Annotated in this window: 13 protein-coding genes; all 13 read right to left on the reverse strand. The window is 54.4% G+C overall.

Features of this window, described 5'->3' with window-relative positions; genetic code table 11:
• Positions 1-305 precede the first annotated feature (305 nt).
• The gene (dut, locus tag GXO76_00305) at positions 306-779 is read right to left on the reverse strand and encodes a dUTP diphosphatase (protein ID NOY76284.1); all 474 of its coding nucleotides are present in this window, start codon (positions 777-779) and stop codon (positions 306-308) included.
• 91 nt (positions 780-870) lie between these two features.
• Entirely contained in the window at positions 871-2,244 is a 1,374-nt protein-coding gene (locus GXO76_00310; protein ID NOY76285.1) for an NTP transferase domain-containing protein, read from the reverse strand.
• Positions 2,241-2,615: a hypothetical protein gene (locus tag GXO76_00315; GenBank protein NOY76286.1), complete on the reverse strand. Its 375-nt coding sequence runs from the start codon at positions 2,613-2,615 to the stop codon at positions 2,241-2,243. Before GXO76_00315 ends, GXO76_00310 begins: the two co-directional genes overlap by 4 nt.
• 8 nt (positions 2,616-2,623) lie before the next feature.
• Positions 2,624-5,110, reverse strand: a complete 2,487-nt coding sequence (locus GXO76_00320) for a penicillin acylase family protein (GenBank protein ID NOY76287.1) — start codon at positions 5,108-5,110, stop codon at positions 2,624-2,626.
• Between the two features lie 93 nt (positions 5,111-5,203).
• Positions 5,204-6,076, reverse strand: coding sequence for a sugar phosphate isomerase/epimerase (locus tag GXO76_00325; GenBank protein NOY76288.1), 873 nt, complete (start codon positions 6,074-6,076; stop codon positions 5,204-5,206).
• Complete coding sequence (locus GXO76_00330; GenBank protein ID NOY76289.1) at positions 6,069-7,124, reverse strand: Gfo/Idh/MocA family oxidoreductase; 1,056 nt, start codon at positions 7,122-7,124, stop codon at positions 6,069-6,071. Before GXO76_00330 ends, GXO76_00325 begins: the two co-directional genes overlap by 8 nt.
• A 28-nt stretch (positions 7,125-7,152) precedes the next feature.
• Entirely contained in the window at positions 7,153-9,843 is a 2,691-nt protein-coding gene (locus GXO76_00335; protein NOY76290.1) for a hypothetical protein, read from the reverse strand.
• Between the two features lie 90 nt (positions 9,844-9,933).
• Positions 9,934-10,491, reverse strand: coding sequence for a dTDP-4-dehydrorhamnose 3,5-epimerase (gene rfbC, locus GXO76_00340; GenBank protein ID NOY76291.1), 558 nt, complete (start codon positions 10,489-10,491; stop codon positions 9,934-9,936).
• Between the two features lie 337 nt (positions 10,492-10,828).
• A complete protein-coding gene (locus tag GXO76_00345) occupies positions 10,829-12,217 on the reverse strand; it encodes a hypothetical protein (GenBank protein ID NOY76292.1) in 1,389 nt (462 codons plus the stop codon).
• A gap of 88 nt (positions 12,218-12,305) precedes the next feature.
• Complete coding sequence (locus tag GXO76_00350) at positions 12,306-14,621, reverse strand: hypothetical protein (GenBank protein ID NOY76293.1); 2,316 nt, start codon at positions 14,619-14,621, stop codon at positions 12,306-12,308.
• Between the two features lie 70 nt (positions 14,622-14,691).
• Entirely contained in the window at positions 14,692-16,068 is a 1,377-nt protein-coding gene (locus GXO76_00355) for a hypothetical protein (protein ID NOY76294.1), read from the reverse strand.
• Between the two features lie 262 nt (positions 16,069-16,330).
• Positions 16,331-17,332 (reverse strand): Gfo/Idh/MocA family oxidoreductase, encoded by a 1,002-nt coding sequence (locus GXO76_00360; protein NOY76295.1) that lies wholly within the window; start codon positions 17,330-17,332, stop codon positions 16,331-16,333.
• 65 nt (positions 17,333-17,397) lie between these two features.
• Positions 17,398-17,787: hypothetical protein (locus GXO76_00365; GenBank protein NOY76296.1), on the reverse strand; the 390-nt coding region annotated here is incomplete at its 5' end.

Genomic DNA, 17,787 nt, shown 5'->3' on the forward strand with positions numbered 1-17,787 from the left:
TCTCCCACCCATCTTCCCCCTTGCTCCCAACAATTCCCCTCCCCTTGTCAAGGGAAGGGTTAGGGAGGGGTTGCTTCCTCCAACCTTCCTTCAAAATAACTCCTCGCACCCGACCAACCTCCCCTCTGTCCCCTCCTTGCCAAGGAGGGGATGGGGTTTTCCGTCTTCGTCAGCAACTCCAAGCAGAACTGTTTTTTTCATTAACAAGAAAAACCATCCCGGAAGTCTCCCACCCATCTTCCCCCTTGCTCCCAACAATTCCCCTCCCCTTACCAAGGGGAGGGTCAGGGAGGGGTCTCATTCTTTCATCTCACTCCGGTGTGACCAAAACCGCCTTTTCGCTCGGTTTCGCTGATTTCTTCTGAAAAAACCAGTTTTTCCGGGTGCACCACCAAATTGAACACCAACTGGGCAATACGATCGCCCGGCTTGACGAAAAAATCTTCTTTCGAGTGATTCACTAAAATGACCCCAATCTCGTCCCGATAACCGGCGTCAATGGTTCCGGGACTGTTGAGTGCCGTGACCCCCTTTTTCAGCGCCAGTCCCGAACGGGGACGTACCTGGGCTTCCATCCAGAGGGAAAAGCCCTCCGATGAGCCACACCCCTCCACGGGACGGTCCGGCAGTTCCACCGCCAATCCCGTGCGCACCAGGCGCCACTCCCCCGCCGGCACAACCACTTCTTCCACCGCGTGGAGATCGGCCCCCGCGTCGGAGGTGTGCTGGTAGCTTGGTAAAATAGCCTTTTCGTGCAATTTTTTAAAACGAATGGTCATTCAATTTCTCCAAAAAATTTATTAAGCAAAAAATCATTCCTTCGGGATGCTGCCCAGGCTATCCTTTCAGCTCTTCGGGCTGAAAAAATTCTCACCACCCGTATCTTTCCGGGCCCCAGGCTTTTTTGACCTGCGTTTGCTCGGCGTAGATCAGGGTGCGTTCGGGGATATCCCCCTGAACAAGTGTCCCGGCCCCAACCAAACTGTACGGACCGATTTTCACGCCGGGCATGAGAATGGCATTCACTCCCGTGCGGCAGTAATCACCGACGTATGCGGCGTTGGCCCCGGTGCGGGGAATTTCCCGGCGGCCTTTCACCCGGTGAACCGTCTGGGCGTCGTCGAAGCGGAGGTTCCCGCACACCGTAGCCGCCCCCAGGTCAGAATACGCGCCCAACACACCCCAGAACTCACCATAGTGGTAGGCGTAGGCGTTGTCGAACATCACGCCCTCAAATTCCGCTCCGTGGCCCACAAAACAGCGGTTACCAATGGTCGTCAACGGGCCCACCTGGCAGTAGCGCTGCACCGTGGCGTGATCACCCACCACCACGTGACCGTCCAGAATGGCGCCGTCTGTCACCACGCTGTTCTCACCCAGCCAGAGATTGCCGTGCACGATCACCCGGGGTCCAATCACACTGTTGGGACCCAGCACCACGTGGCCGTCCAGAATGGCAGATTCGTGCACCCGTGCGGTGGGATGAATGGCATCGGTTTGAAGGGCCTGCGCCATTTCGCGAATCACCGCTTCGTTGGCTTCCAGAATATGCCAGGGTTTGTCCACATCCACAAACAGACCGGCAGTTTCCACCGCCAGAATTTCCCCTCCCGACCGCAAAAAAATGCCGAGCGAATCGGCCAGTTCCGCCTCGTCCGGCGGCATCATACCAATTTGAATGGCCTGCGGTGCGGTGGTCGTTTTCTGAATGGCCGGAAGCACGGTCTTTCTGAGGGCAAAAAGTCCCGTCAGGCGATGGGACACGTCATCCCGCGGGTGACCCAAAATGTCCGTCACACGATTTTCCCGAACGGCTGCACCCCACCCATTTCGGGGATCTTCTCCGTTCAACGACTGCACCAGTACAGCCGCGGGAGTGTTTTCCGCTTCAAATTTTTTCAGCAGAATTTTCACATCGTCACCGGAGAACAGAACGTCGCCGTACACCACCAGCAGTTCGTCGTCCGGCAGAGATTCCCACAGTTTCGCCACCACCGGCGCCGTGCCCGGAAGCGAAAGCATTTCCCGGTGCACGTGGTCTTCTCCCACCACCAGCGCCTGAATCTGGTCTGCTTTGTAATCGGCTGCGACCACCACCTTTCCAATTCCTGCCTCGCGCAGCAATCGCAGCGCCCGGGTCAAGATCGGGACGTTGGCAATCGGAAGAGCCGCTTTGTTCCGCGTAAGACCGTACGGCCAGAGCTTGCTTCCCCTGCCGCCGGTTAAAATGAGGGCTGTTTTCATGATTGAGTTTCCTCTTTTAAAGAAACGGCGGACACACTCAACCGCAGGTACTTCCCGATTTGCATCCCCACACCGGTAATCAGCGCACCGAACAGCAGCGGAATGAGGTACAGAATCCAGGCCAGGCCGTGGGGAATCTCAAAAATTCCGGCGGCAATTCGGGTAACACCTTCTCCCCGACTGAGAGTCCAGATCAGCGGGAGAAGCCAGGCGACACCCCCTACAATCACTCCAAAAGAGAAAAAGCGTTCTATTTTGTAGAAAATCAGACCGAGTAAAATAGCGGTAACAAATGTTGCCGGCCAGGAGAAAAAGGCCAGTACCGCCCACTGAATCAGCACAAGAAGTCCAAGCAAAAGCGTCCGTTTCATGGCTATCCTCATTTTTTGGGTTCAAGTGTAAACGTAGCCACCACTTTTTTCGCCCCAAGCTTTTGCGGATCGGTGTCGTGGTGAAGTTCAAAATATTTCGCGTAGCGCCAATTTTTTACGCCGGTGGTGTAGTACCGGCTGGTCGGATTGCCGCTCTGTCCGCCCGGGTACACCCCGTAGGCGCGAATCGGCTGGCTCAGTTCCACCACCATTCGCCAACTGGCCCCGCCGTGAGCAATTTGTCCGCCCGCCGGCCGCAGGGTAAACCCGCTGCCGTCAATGGGGAAAGGCTTCAGTCCCAGCGCCGGAATGCGCAGCATGTGGCGAATTTCAAATTTGTGATGCTTGCCGTACACCCAGTTTTTCGGATTGGACCCGTAGGCCTTTTTGAAATGCCGGATCGTTTCCCGGGCCGCCAGCAAAATGATGTCATCGCGGGTTTCGCGTGCGGGCGTGAGCACATCATCAAACCAGGGGGACTTCGGTTTTTTCAGTGTGAGCTGTTCCACCACTTCCCATTCGGGGCCCCAGAGATTCCCCTTCCCGGATTTTTTGAATTCATCCTGAAAAATCAGGTCTTTGTACCGGCTTTTCATAAAATTCCACAGCGCGGGAGCCACGGCTGTGGAATCCATCCGAAAATCCCATCCGCTAAAGGCATCGGCCAAAATTTTGTAAGCCGAATCCTGCAGGGCGTGCTTTTTCAGCACGGTGAGAAAAACCGGAACAAACCGCGCCGCCGCAAAGGACCCAACGTCGTTTTGAAAGGCCTGCATGTCCGCTGCGGTGATGGAATCGTGCGTACTCAGGAGTTGGTGAATGCGCCGCGAGCGGTAGCCGGGATCCCAGTGAAAACCCATGTAGTAGGGATAGTCGTAGGACACCGGGCGCTGATTCGCAGATGAAATAAAATGCTGGGCTGGATTTTTGGTGTGCGGAATGGCTTCAAACGGGATAAAGCGCCCCCACTCGAAGGCATCAGAGGACCCGTCCACCGGGACGCGGCCGTCACCGTTGTTGCGGATGGGGTAGAGTCCGCCGCACCACATGGCGATGGTACCGTCCACATCGGCGTAGACTACATTCTGCGCCGGGACGTGAAAATAGCGCATGGCCGTCACGAAGTCGGCATAATTCTTCGCGTGGTTCAGCCGGTACACGGAGGCCACTTCCAACGTGGGCTGGTGCCCCGTCCATTTCAGGGCCAGAGCCACACTGTCCCTTTCCACAATCGGCCCGTGCACCGTCCAGCGTGTAACCATCGGTACATCCGGGCCATCTTTCACTTTGATGATTGAGGGAATCTTCTCCACCGGCTTCCACGCCCCGTTGTACCAGTAGAAATCGTGGGATGCGTCCTTGAATTTCAAGCGGAAAAAGTCGGTTACATCGGACTGCTCATTGGTGAGTCCCCAGGCAATGTGGTCGTTGAAGCCGATGATCACCCCGGGAACGCCCTGCAAACTGACTCCGTACACGTTCATCCCGGGCGTCACCATGTGGATTTCGTACCAGACGGAGGGAAGCCAGATGCCCAGGTGCGGGTCGTTGGCCAGAATGGGGTGCCCCGTGGCCGATTTCGTACCGTCAATCACCCAGTTGTTGCTGCCGCGCCCAACTTGCGGGGTTCCAAACAGATGGGGGTTGCTTTCCGCCCACCAGTTCAGAAAGGTTTCGCTGGCCGTCAGGGGCGTAGGTGAAAAACCAATGGTTTTTTTCACACCGTGGGGAAACAATTTTCGGTAGACATCCAGCGGCATACCGTATTTTTCCGGAATAATGGGCACCACGTAGGGCAGGCGATCCGGGTGGAGTTCCCGCGCCTTTTTGGCGCCCAGAAATTTCACCAGCTCCTCGTATTTGAGATCTTCGTCGCTGCCGCTCAAATCCCAGCCCATGTAGCGCAAAAACATCAGGGATTTTACCGCCGTCCAATGGTACGGGCGAAAATTCAGCAGTTTGAACTCCAGCGGCCAGTCCGCCGGCTTCAGGGGATCGATGTACGCATTTACGCCGGCCACGTACGCTTGAAGGGCCGCGTAGGTTTGGGGGTGATCGCGTTTCAGAAGCGCCAGAGCCTTTACGGACGGTGTCTTCAAGTCCAGTTGCCGCATGAAGCGATCGGTCGGAAGCGCCTGTTTGCCCACCACTTCAGACAGGCGCCCGGACACCAGCAAATCCTGAAAAATCAGGCGGAACAGCCGTTCCCGGGCATGCAGGTACCCCTGGGCAAAATAGGCATCGGCATCGGTTTGGGCGTAGATATGCGGTACGGCGCGCTCGTCAAACAGAATAGTGACAGTTTTTTGCACTCCCTGAAGGTGCAGCGTCTTTTGCGCGGGAAGCACAGCCTCGGCCTGTGTCTTCCAAAAACCGGACACCGGGTTGAAAAACCGGCCCAGCGGCGGCAGCGGGCCAATCGGAACGTCCAGCACCACAAATACCAACACCCCGATTACCAGCCAGAAAAAGAGTTTGAGTCGATTAGAGGTCATGGGTTCATCCTCGTTTATTATTTTTATTCCGTGTCTTGTGTGTTTTCACTTCAAAATGTACAAAACATTTTCTTTTTTTCAAATACCCATTTTTCAGGATAACGCCCGCAGGCGGGCGACCATTTGCACCAAATTCGCCATGCACATCCGGGAGGCCTGTTCAGCTTGTTCCGAAAAGGCAGATCCTCCCGGCTGATTGAGAAGATCATCATCCAGAGGAACATCCCGCCAGTGGGTTTCCAGAGAAAGCACGCCGGTGTACCCGTCGGCCTGAAGCGCCTGCAACTGGCCGGGCCAGTCGATCGCCCCTTTTCCCAATTCGGCAGCAGTAGGCTCACCGGTCCGGGGATCTACCACAGCATCTTTCACGTGGACGTGCACCACAAAGGGTTTCACGGCGGTGTAGCCCGCCACAGCAGATTCCTGCCCGCGCGTCCGGTAAAAGGCGTTTTGCGGATCCCAGATGGCCCGCACCTTTTCGTGATTGACCCGTTTTAGGAACCGGGCCAGTTCTTCACCGGAGCCCACAAATGTGCTGTCTTCATTTTCCACCCCGAGGGGAATACCTTCTTCTTCGGCCACACGAGCTGCGGGAAGGAATTTTTCTACCACCGCTTCGAGATCCCCCGAAACCGATTCCCGCCAGAAAGTGAACACACGAATGACGCTGGAACCCCAAATGTGAGCCAGCTCACTGACGTGTTTCAGATGGTCCAGATGCCGGAGGATGTCCTGTTTCGAATCAAACCGGCACTTGAATACCGGAGAGGCCACAGAGTGGACGTACAAACCGTTGTCCGAGAAAACGTCTTTGAGCTGTTTGGCCTGTGCAACGGTTAGTTTTTCAACCGGTACATTTTGGATGGAGCGCATTTCGAGAGCAGGCGCATTAAAATCTTTGGCAAACCGCACCACGCGCGACACGTCCTGAGAGACTTCATCCGTAATAAATCCCAATTTAAACATGAGCAGCCTCCCAGATTTTTGGGTCCACAGCAACAGGGTGATTTTCCTTTACAGCACGGTAAATGGTTTTAATCACTTTCAGCACCTTGATGCCTTCCTCGCCATTCACAGCAGGCTCCCGGTCGTGGAACACGGCGTCGGCCATATCCTCAATTTGTCGCCGGTGGTTTTCCACCCACTCTTCTTTTTGGTCCCGCTCGAACCCGAATTCGGCCCGGCGGTCCACCGGCCGACCGTCTTTCCCGCGGGTAACAAATTTGGTCACGCGGTTGTTCTCCAGAATAATTGTTCCCTCAAAACTGTGGAGCTCTAACCGGTTGGCGCCTCCACCGAAAGTGTTGGTCGCGGATTCCACCACGCCCAGCGCGCCGCTCCGGTACCGCAGCGTGGCTACCAGGGTATCTTCCACCTCAATCGGGTGCACCTGTCGGGCGGCAAAACCCGCCACCTCTGCCACCGGACCGGCCATCCACAAGAGCATGTCAAAATAGTGAATACCCTGAATCATGATTGGCCCTCCGCCGTCCGTTGCCCAGGTACCGCGCCAGTCGGCCTGGGCGTAATAGGCCGGTGCCCGAAAATCCTTGAGATGCGCATCGGCCATGGTGAGGTGACCCAGCACCTCTTCTGCCAAAAGCCGCTTCACCTTCTGAACAGGCGGATCAAACCGATTCTGAAAAATGACGCCCAATTTCACGCCTTCTTCCCGGCACACGCGGATCATTTCTTCGGCCGGAGCCACCTCCGTGGCCATGGGCTTTTCGGTGAGCACGTGTTTTCCGGCGCGAGCGGCTGCCAGTGTGGCATCGTAATGGAATTTGGAAGGCGTGCACACGGAAACCACTTGCACGTCCTTTCGGTCCAGAAAGGCGTCCAGATCGGAATAGGCCGGAACGTTGAGCGTTTGACCAAACGTTTGCGCCTTTTCAGGAAAAATGTCGTACACCGCTTTGAGTTCTGCATTTTTAGCCCGATGGATGGCTTCTGCGTGGGACCGGGCAATGTCCCCGCAGCCGATGATGCCAAAGCCGATAGTCTGTTTGGTCATTTCATTTTCCCAAATTTAATCCAAAAACTCAGTTTGTCAACCAGGTTTTTCCGCACCAGCCGATCATCGCCGTGGGAGCTTTTCCCCAATCCTTTCCCGACCACTCCGTGTGCAGCACCCCCAGCATATTCGGATTGTACATCCCGTAACGGGTCAGTACCCGCTCCCATTCCTGATGGTTGGTCAGATGTTCCCAGGGACACACCACCACCCGAAAGCCGCGTTCTAAAAAGAAGGCCGTCCCGCGGTGCATTAAGTCCAGCTCGCCCGGGGTGTTCACATCGTAAAACCAGTGGTCCATAACCAGGTTGCGCGTCAGGAAATCGGCCGTGTGTTCCAGGTGCCGGACCACGGCATTGTGGTAAGGATTCACCGAATCGGCCCAGAGACGCACGACAATGGTGGGATCGATGTCGTGAATGGTCCGGTAGGCCTTGTTCAATTGCTCGGCAAACAGGCGATAGCCCGGCTCCTCGCGATTCAAACACCGGCTGTCCGATTTCACCAGTCCTACTTCATCGTGTCCGATGTGAATGGTGTGCGGGTGCAAAAGCCGAATCACGTCCTGAACCGCCTCCGCGTGCCTTTTGTAGGTCATGGGTTCCGAGGGACACGGTTTGTGGTAGCGATCCTCCCGGGGATCAAAAATGTCCCCCGTAAAAAAGAGGGTGTCTCCATCAGCCAGACCTGACGGCGGCAGCAACCGAAATGTGGGCGGATCGGTGGTTACGATCTGGTACTCTTTTCCCTCAGTAAAAACCCGGCGCTCCGGCTGACCCGTTCGGGCTGAAGCCAGCACCGGACGCGAATCCGGCAAATTGAGCAGGTGTTTTACCCCCATCCGAGCCATTCCATTTTGAACAATTAGCGGTTCATCCTGTAAAAACACCGCCTCATTCCAGTCCTCTGAACCGGGCAGCGGCACGTACGGCACCGGCTCCACGTGAAACTGGCGCAAAAATGCGTAGTAGGCCTGAACCCGTGCCCGCTCTTCCGGATCGTCCAGGTGATAATAATTAAACGACGGCAACACCAACTGATTATATTTCAGATTCACGAATTGCAGCAGGTGGGCTTTGGCCTGCTCGTCCAGCGGGCCGCGGGTGTAAATGTAGCCGGAACGTAGCGGAAAGGCCGGCCAATCGGAAAGCATCACCGGCGGCAAACTCGCCCACCGGTCTGCCAGTTGCCAGAGCGTGACCAGTCCGTCGTGAAGGCCCTGTTCCGAAGCCGCAATCAGCACAATCCGATCCGCCGAAATGCGAATCCGGTAGGCTTCGGTATTGGCGAACGTTGCGGGTACCGCTACTCCCTCCAGCACCAATTTGTCCGCCTGCTTGCGGGTTGCCAGAATCAGGCGTTTTTTTGATACGAAATTTTCTCCTTTTTCAAGACGCGTTCCCCACTTTTCCGAAAGTGTTTCCACGAGCCGATCCACATCGGCCTGACAACTGCCATCCGAATAATCCACCAGCGCAATTTGTCCCTCCCAATCAAAAGAGGCCCCACTTTGGGCGTTAATTTCTTTTACAGGCGGGAAAAGATGATCGTACACACAGGAATCGGTTTGAACACTGGCCTCCCAGAGCCGATAGCGGTGCACCACATCGGCCAGACGGTCGCGCCGGAATGCCGGGACGTTGCCCTCCCGGAGCTCGGTTTTCAGCTGGGAAATCAGGCAGTCCTGAATCTGCCGGTGAGCCCAACCCTCAAAATAAGAGGAATCGGCGTTCGGAACGGTTTGAAATTCCTGCCAGATGGCCTGAATGGATTCCGGTTCCGGATCTGTGAGCCAGGCGGTTTCTTCTGCTGTGCGGCCGTCGTCCAGAAAAATCCGGCAGGTCACGAGATGGCCTCCCGGCGTCAGGCGGGGATCGGTCTTTGAAAGGAACACCGCGGAACCCAGCAGGGTGTGGATGGTTACCTCCGGCGTGTGGTTATCCGGAGCCAAAACGGTGAGCGTGCAGGGTTTTTCTTCCGGGAGCAGTTCCACGCGGTATTTCCGTCCTGCAAAAATCGACCAGCCTTCGGGAATTTTTGTAATGGTCGGCCGAATAATGTACGGCAACTGCCGAAGGATTTCATTTTGGGCATCTTCAATATTATCCAACCGAAAAATGAATCCCCAGCGTCCAAATCCTTCTGAAATTTTCAACAGGAAGAGATTGTCCCCCGCTTTCAGATGAACCGGCACGAAATCCCGGTCGGGCGTATCCGTACCCGGGGTGTTGTGGTCCAGAATGAGCTCACCGTTCAACCAGACGCGAATACCGTCGTTGGAGGAGATTTTGGCCATTACATCCCGTTCGTCAGGAACGCGCACGATGGCAGCGGCGTAGGCCACGGAGCTATCCGGTGGATTCATAATTGGGTCCAGTACGACCTCCGGAAAGTAAGAACGCACCCGGCGCCAGGTCACGATTCGCCCATCCGGCCGACGAACCTGCATGCCTTCATGCGGCACAATTTTTTCCTCGCCGCCATAATCCTTCAAGTAATCCCGGTAAAACCCCAGCGACGTAGAATCGTGGCGGTAGCCGGTCACACCGGGTGGCAGAGGGTTGGGAAACGGACCGCACACCAGCCATTCCCGGAAAAAGTCACCGGGAGGTGTTTTTTCATAGACCGGGATCCCGTTTTCGGTCGTTTCCTGGGCCGAAAGCCATCCGGACCCGACCCACAAAAACAGAAAAAAGAAAAAAAAGAATCGGCGAACCATGCCACCTCCTGCGTTACTTTATCCCAAACAGGTGCAATTCAATCGATTGCCTGAAAGGGCTTATTCGAAACAGTGAAAGAATTTTTGCGTTCACATCGTTTCAGAAAAAATAAATTCCTTTTTGATATCCTTAAAACGGATGTTTTTCTTGTCTTTTTCGGAAAGAATGGGCTCTTTTACCGGCCAGTCGATAGCCAAATCAGGATCGTTCCAGAGGATGCCCCGTTCATCCTTGGGGGAATAATAGTCAGTACACTTGTACTCGAATTCCGCCACATCGCTGATCACGCAAAATCCGTGAGCAAACCCCACGGGAATGTACATCTGTTTTTTATTCTGAGCGGAAAGGGTTGTGCCAAACCACTTTCCGAATGTGGGCGAGCCAAAACGGATGTCCACCGCTACGTCGAACACCTCACCTACGACCACCCGTACCAATTTTCCCTGCCCGGGATTTACCTGGTAATGGAGCCCTCTGAGGGTGTTTTTGACGGAACGGGAGTGATTGTCCTGAACAAATGTCACGCTGATGCCGTGTTCAGCGTAGCGTTTGTAGTGATAACTTTCGAAGAAAAATCCGCGGGCATCTTCAAAGACCGTCGGTTCAATCACCAAAACACCGGGAAGGGGAGTCGTTAAAACACGCATTTTTTGTCCGTTTTCTTATCGAAAATTAAGAAGAATAGCTGCGAATTCGCGAAATACCGGAATTTCACGTTTTTAAATCCGAAATAAGAATTAGTGGATTTATGGCCAAAAATTCCGTTTTAACAATATAATCAATCCGCACAAAATTTAAAAGAAAAATTTTCGAATGGTTACGTTCGTTTTTTAATCCAGAACGGGGCCGTTGCGAACCACAAAAGCGTTCCGGCCATCATGAGCTGGGCGTGGGCATTCCAGGAAATCTTCCCGGCAAAGACAAAAAATGAAGGGATCACGGTTAGCCCCAGCCCCACATACGACAAAATAATGGTTACGGTTCTCATGCCTTCACTCCTGCTGATTGCACGGCAGCCACTTTCTGCTGCCAATAACTGAATACCACATAAAAAATAATCGCCACAAAAAATCCGGGCAAACCGATAAAAAAGATCTCCAAATGCACAACATAACCAAAAAGCAGGGTCACAACCCAGGCCAGCAAGGACGGCCAGCTTAACAGGATTCCCCGCCGTTCGGCAAAATACTGTTCCAGGCCCAACCTCGGGAAAAGCCAGAAATCGGCCAAAATGATCGCACCCATCGGCATGAGTACAAATCCATACAGGGCCACAAAATCCAGCAAGCGCATAATGAGCGCCGGGAACATGGCCGCAATGGTGGTAAACACGCCGGCAATCAGGGTAATTTTCCAGCGTTTCCAATCGGGCGTGATCGTCTGCAGGGCCAGCCCGGCACGGTACAGCGTGGGATTGGAGGTCGTCCAGCCGGCAATGACCACGGCAATCACACCGGCGATTCCTGCACCCAGGTAGGCAATCGGGCCGGGCGCCACATTCCCAAGGGCTGCGGCACACAAAATCCCGGAGGCAATCCAGGCCACAAAATGCCCCAGATACATTCCAAATGCACTCAAAAAGCCGTAAGTCCACTTGCGGGCGTAGCGCAGAATCGTCATGTCGGCCATGCCGATGTGCATCGCCATGTTGCAAAACCAGGCAAAAAACATCACATGCCAGAAGGTAAATTTGGACTGTCCGGCCAGCGGCACCCCTGTCCAGATTTTTGCGTTGGCCACCCGCCAGAAATCCCCCGGCGAGTGTACGCCCAGCCGGGGCAGGACGGCCACGGCCGCTGCGATGAACACCAAAAACATCCAGGGGGAAGCAATTTTGGAAAAGTGGGAAATCTGGTCAAATCCTAAAATGGCCAGTGCCGTAACGACGGCCCCTACGGCAAAGACCACCAACACCCAGCCCACATTGGTGGGGTACACATCATTCAACCCGGGCATGGCCATGTGAAACGGCAATCCCACGGCCGTGGCTGCCACGGAAATCATGGCCCCCGCCAGAAAGGCGAACATCAGTGCGTTAATAATGTTGTAAATGAAGGTTACGTAAGGCCCCACAATCCGCCGCAGGTGCCAGTACAGATTGAGCCGGGTTCTCGTTGCCACGGGGCCGGTCAAAAAGCCCCAGCTCAACACGGCCAGAAGATTACCCACCAAGAGCCCCAGAAACAAATCGGAGGCAGTCACCCCGTGCGCCACAAACAGCGGTCCGATAATGAACTCTGTTCCGGCCACGTGCTCCCCCGCATACAGGCCAATAAAATTAGCCGGGCCATCCAGGCGGTCCGGTGTCACCGGCTCCCGGTCGAATTCGTAGAGAGCATCCAGTCGTTCGGTAAGAGTCTTCGCTTCAGGCATTTTTCCCTCTCAAATTTCTTAACTGCAGAGCACACAGAGTTCACGGATTTTTTCTCGGGGTCTCTGTGCGCTCTGCCGCTTTAAATTTTTACAAAAAATCTTTGTATTCGCCGAAGTCCACGCCCGGAATTCGCCACATGAAATCCGGGTCGACGTACGGCTCGTCATTTTCACGGCCCGCCATTAAATCCAGCTTTCTGCGAATCAATTCACCCAAATTCTCACCATAAATGAAGGTGGTTTCACCCACAGCCGAGATGGCCATGAATGTCGTCCGGGAGGTTTCCCACAAATCCAGCAAATCGCGGGCGTTTTCCATCTCATCCAAAACCATGTTGTGTGTCACCTTCTTCCAGCGGGCTTTTTCAGCCGGATCCGTAGCTTCCAAATAGCCGTGCACACCGGCAATCCAGGCTGCAATGTTTTTCTGCGTGCGGAACCAAATATTCAAGGCCCGCAGCCGATCGTACTGATCCACAAACACGGCCCGGGCGGACGTTTCCGGCGAGAGTTCCTCCACCATGTGACGGGCTTGATTCAGAGCGTCTTTCAGCGGTGGAAAAAGATTTTCGTTCATCCGCTCGACCGCCTTTGCCGCCGTAGGCTGATCGCAAAGCTTGAACAGGACGTCCTGAGCAAAATCTACCCGGGAGGGGTTGTGGGCCGTAACCAGGGAAAACTTTTCGTAGTATTCGCGGTCTTTTTCCGGGATGGCTTCAAAATTGGGCACAAATGGCCGCACAAAAAATCGGTACCACGGAAAACCCCAAACGGCGTACAGGGCAACGGGAATCGGAAATGCGCGAATGGCCGTGTCCGTTTTACGCCAGATTTGCACCAGCGCTTCCTGTCCGTCTCCCACCCAATTCCGGGCGATTTCAGCCACAATTTCGTCCGTCGGACGGGAATCTCCCAACTGCAGCCTGCGAATGACCTCCTGATTTATATTCCAGGGTGTCAGGCCGGACGGCGAAATGCCGCCCCGCGCGGCCACTTTCTGCACGGTTCCCTTTTTTAGGTTACTCAATTTCTCGGTTGCCAGCCAGGGAAACGGAATGCCCAGCAGCGGTTCAAAGGTGTTGCCCTGCCCCAAAGTGACCACAATGTGACCGTCGCTTTTCTTTTTTCGGAGAAAATCAAATTCCTTCTGTTCCTCCGGCCAAAAATCCACCAGGTAGGGGGTTTCCGCCACGCCTTTCACATCCGGGTACGACACGTGTGCGTAGGGCTGGGCCCAGTCCTTCATAAGCAGTGTAGCGCTTTCCACCTCCAGTCCGTTTTCCAGTTTTGAGAAAATGGTTTCCCGCTCCGCGCTAAGGGGATCCATTCGCAAAACGACGGTAAAATCCGGATTGACGGTTCGGGCCGCATCCCGAAGCGTTTTCAGGTAACGGACCACGTTTTCGCCCGCCGCCTTTGCGATGTCCTCGTGCGTGCGCCATTCGCGGATGAGAAACGCCCCCCCGTTTCGACCCACGTAGAGAGAATTGGTGTGTTCCATCCCGGCGCCGCTGTCGTTCGTCCAGATGGCCATATACGCCAGCTCAGGGACTTCTTTCAGGAGATTTTGCATGAGCTCCGCGTAGTGGGCGCGCGTAAGGGGATGCGCCGTGCTCAACGTGTAGCGAGGCTTAAAGCTCCGAAACGGATGGTCGACCCGCGGTCCGCGAATCATCGGGTAGCGCTCCAAAAGGGTTTCGGGCACGGTGCGGGGTTCAAAGGCCAGGATGCCCGGGTGCAATCCGTACTTCAAAGCGTAGTGGGCGTACCGCTTCAAGGTCTGAAGATTGGCATCCAGGTAGTCCTGTTCGTAGGTGCCTTTACTCCAGCGGCTTTCCACAAACTGGTCCAACGCGGCGCAGTAGGTGTAAAAGCGGGGATAATTTTCGCCCGGGACGCCGGTTTCTGCCGGTACCGGCCCGGCCAGTGCATTAACCTCTGCGTGGGTGTACCCCAACCGTGCCAATTCTCGAAAATAGGCTTCCCGATCCACTCCGGCCACGGTGCGGGAGGTTTGCGTCATCAACAAATCGTACTCCACTCGCAGCCAGCGAAAAGGTACCTCCCAGCGGGTACCTTTCTCAAACCCGGAAAGGTCCTTTGTCCACAAATCGTCTTGCACCTTGTGCCACAACGCATACAAAAGGGACGTCCAGGACGCTTCCAACACCAGTTCCTGCCCGCTTGCCCGAAAGAAAAGGTACCCGGGTTTTTCGGGAGGCTGCTTTTGTACCTGTAAGACCAGTTTTCGAGTGTCCGTCTTGCCAGCCTTACTACCGGTTTCTACCGGAATAGTGCGCCCAAGTACCTCTTGAATTTCGTCAGCAATGGTGTAAAAAACGGGTGCCGCCCCATCGGGCACAACAATGGTTTTTATCTCTGAAAATGCTTCTTGTACCGTCATTTCTTCTCCTGTTTTTAAGATCGTTGATTTTTTATTTTTCACTTGTTTGCTCATCCCATATCGAATGTTTTCATGAATTTGAATAAATATGCTTCCAGGCCACTACCATGAGTCGGCGCGAGAGCTCCTCAAAATAATCGCCCATATACGGGCCGTAGAAGGACATCAGCCGGGATTCGTACGAATTCAAATGGTAGTATTTCCCGGGCACAATGTACCCCAAATAACTGCCGTTAAAGCTGGTTTGCGTTAACAAATACCCCTTTTGGTTAGCCAGGGCCTGAAGCACCAGTCCGATTTCTCCACTCAATTCCGCCGGAATGCCCAAAAACAGCTCTTTTCCCAAAACCATGAGATTAAAGGTTGTAAAACGTTCCTTGAGGATTTTATTCGCCAGAATCGGCGCCAAACGCAGATTATCCGTCACGCGGATGCAGTATTTCGGCAGCACCACCGGCAGTCCGATTGCCAAAACAGCCACATTTTTATGAAGGGGCGTCGTCTGCAGGCGAACCAGAACGCTGTCGGCCAGGGTTTCACCAATCATTCGGGCACGGTCAAATCCGGAACCGGTCCCGGCGGGCCGGTGACTTCCCACGCCCCCTGCAAAAAAGGCGCACACCCCTCCCAGACGCCGCTCCAATTTGCGCTCCAGGTAGCCAGGGTAATCCCCTGAGATTAGAAAATTTTTTGCCGGAAGTACCGTAGCGTGGGCACCAAAGGAAACCAGAACCCCTTCGTCGCCATCGGTCTGTTTGAACACTGTAAATGTGGCCAGGTCGTTTGTCCAGCCCTTTTTTCCAACCAACCGATTCCGAATGAGCGCCGGTGCATGAAAACTCCCCCAACCGACTTCGGCCGGGGTCAAATCCCGATGCGCCTTCGTAATGGCCTCAACCACCTGAACCGTTAGAAAATGCAGGACGTTCGGATCGAAAGGCCCGGCGAATTTCTCTTCCAGCCAGGAATCGCCCCAAGCGCCGGTTGCTGAATGGCTGTGCGTGGCTGAAAAGAGAATCTGGCTTCGCGCCAATCCGATCGTCGGGCGAATGCGGGCCATAACGCTGTCGGCCAATTGTCTGGGAATAATGAGAATGTCGCCGGAAACCAGCACATATTCCCGGTTTCCGGCCTTGACGGCAAAGGCCCGTACAAACAGAGAATCATGCACGCCTATGGAGGGTTTTCCGTGCCGGTCTCCGTACCCCGCAAGCGGGGTGCCCACCGGGGGTGTGAACGGCGCCCGGCCAAATCCAACTTCCAGCGGCGCAGGCTGCACAACCGGGAGAGAGGCGTCCACATTCTGAAGATTTTTCAGGGTTTGTTCATAATAAGGTTTCTGAAAATAGGGTGTGTAATCCACCGGCCGAATGAAAACCAGCGCCAGCACAACCAGCAGGGCCAGCACAATGGCAATCGTCCAAAAAATACGGCGAATATATTTCATGGTCATACCTCACATGTTTTGAATCCAAATTCGGAAAACACAAAAAACGTGTTGAAAAACGGTGTAAATTCGTTATCATTGTGAGCAACCAAAGGGAGCAAAGCCATCTCCCAGTTAGCTCCCTATTTTTTACTCAGAGAGATTGCTTCGCCGCCTTTGGCATCTTCGCAATAACACGCTTCCCCTCACCATCCTGTCATTGCAAACGAGCGCAACGAGTAACGCAATCTCCCAAATGCCTCAATCCCGACTCAAAGCTCCCCTACGCCACCGTTTCCACGGCCATTGATCGGTGCTCTTCGGCAGAACGAATTAACGCCTCCAGCACCAGCAGATTTTGCAGACCCATTTCACCCGGCACTTCCGGCTCGCGGTTTTCCAGAATACACGAAGCAAATTCCCGGATTTCCTCTTTGTACGGCTCATCGCCGGGCTGCGTGAACGTGGTCGTCAAGTGTTCTTCCTGCCAATTTTCCAGACGTTCCAATCGGGCCGAATTAAAGGTCATGTAGAGATTGTACTCCGTTCCAAAAAGATTCAAATAAAAGGCGTGCCGGGCCACATAGTGACTGGAAAACGTTCCCAGCAGGTTATTTTGAAATCTGAAAAGCGAGACACTGCTGTCCAGAGTGTCTCCGGGCATCAGGGCGTGGCGCTGAAAGGAGGTTCCCTCCACAATCGGCCCTAATAGGTATTGCAGGGTATCAATCCCGTGGATGCCCAACTGCATGAGCGGTACCACCGGACAACTGGTTTTCCGGGTTTTCCAGGCAGGTACATTTTTGTCCAGACCGGATGGGGAGGTAAAATTCCCCTCGGCGCCCACCAGAGTACCCAGTTTTCCGCTGTCAATCTGCTCTTTGGCAAACCGAAAAACCGGATACTTCCTTACGTGGTGCCCCACCTGTAAAATGACACCGGCCTGACGTGCAACCGCTACAATAGCTTGTCCGTCTTCCACCGTATTGGCAATTGGTTTTTCCAGAAAAATGTGCTTTCCGTGAGCGGCAGCCTGTTCGGCATGCTGCCGGTGCAAATGATTGGGCGACACGATCGCCACAGCCTGGGTCCGCGGGTCGGTGAGAACGGCTTCGTCCGACACAGCCGGTTCGCACCCTAATTCCTCTACGGCTTCTTTTAAGGCAGCCTCATTGGGATCGAAACAGCTCACAATGGTAAAATTATCGCAGGCCTTAATGGCACGCCGAATCGTGCCTCCGTGTCCTCCAACTCCTAAAATACCGATGCTGATTTTTTTTGACATGGTTTTTCATTCTCCTTAAAAATTTGACCTTATTTCGAGGCAATGGATTCTATTTTGTTGCCTTCCTACCGCTTCCCGGTTTCAGGATTCCAGGCCTCCACCACAAAGTAGGGCCGGGCCTTCCAGGTGTCCGGGAATTTGGTGCCATTTCCGTGATTATCAATCGCTTCAAACTGAAAAAGCAGGCCGTGCGGTGTTAGCGGGATGTCCGCCCGGTAACGATTTTTTCCAATCCGTTTCAGATTTACTGCCTTCCATGGCAGGTACGAGGGCTCCACCTTGTAATACACCCGGGCTACTTTCACACCGGAATTGTCCGTAATGGTGGCCGTCACCGTAACGTGATCAGCCGGGATGCGGGGCTCTCGAAAGGTGTACACAATCTTCGGCGGGATCGTGTCGCTGGTAACATCGACGACAAACGGATGCTGCGGCCCGCCTTTTGGCAAGAAAGC

The organism is Calditrichota bacterium (assembly GCA_013151735.1).
In the GTDB taxonomy this organism is placed as follows: Bacteria; Zhuqueibacterota; JdFR-76; order JdFR-76; family BMS3Abin05; genus BMS3Abin05.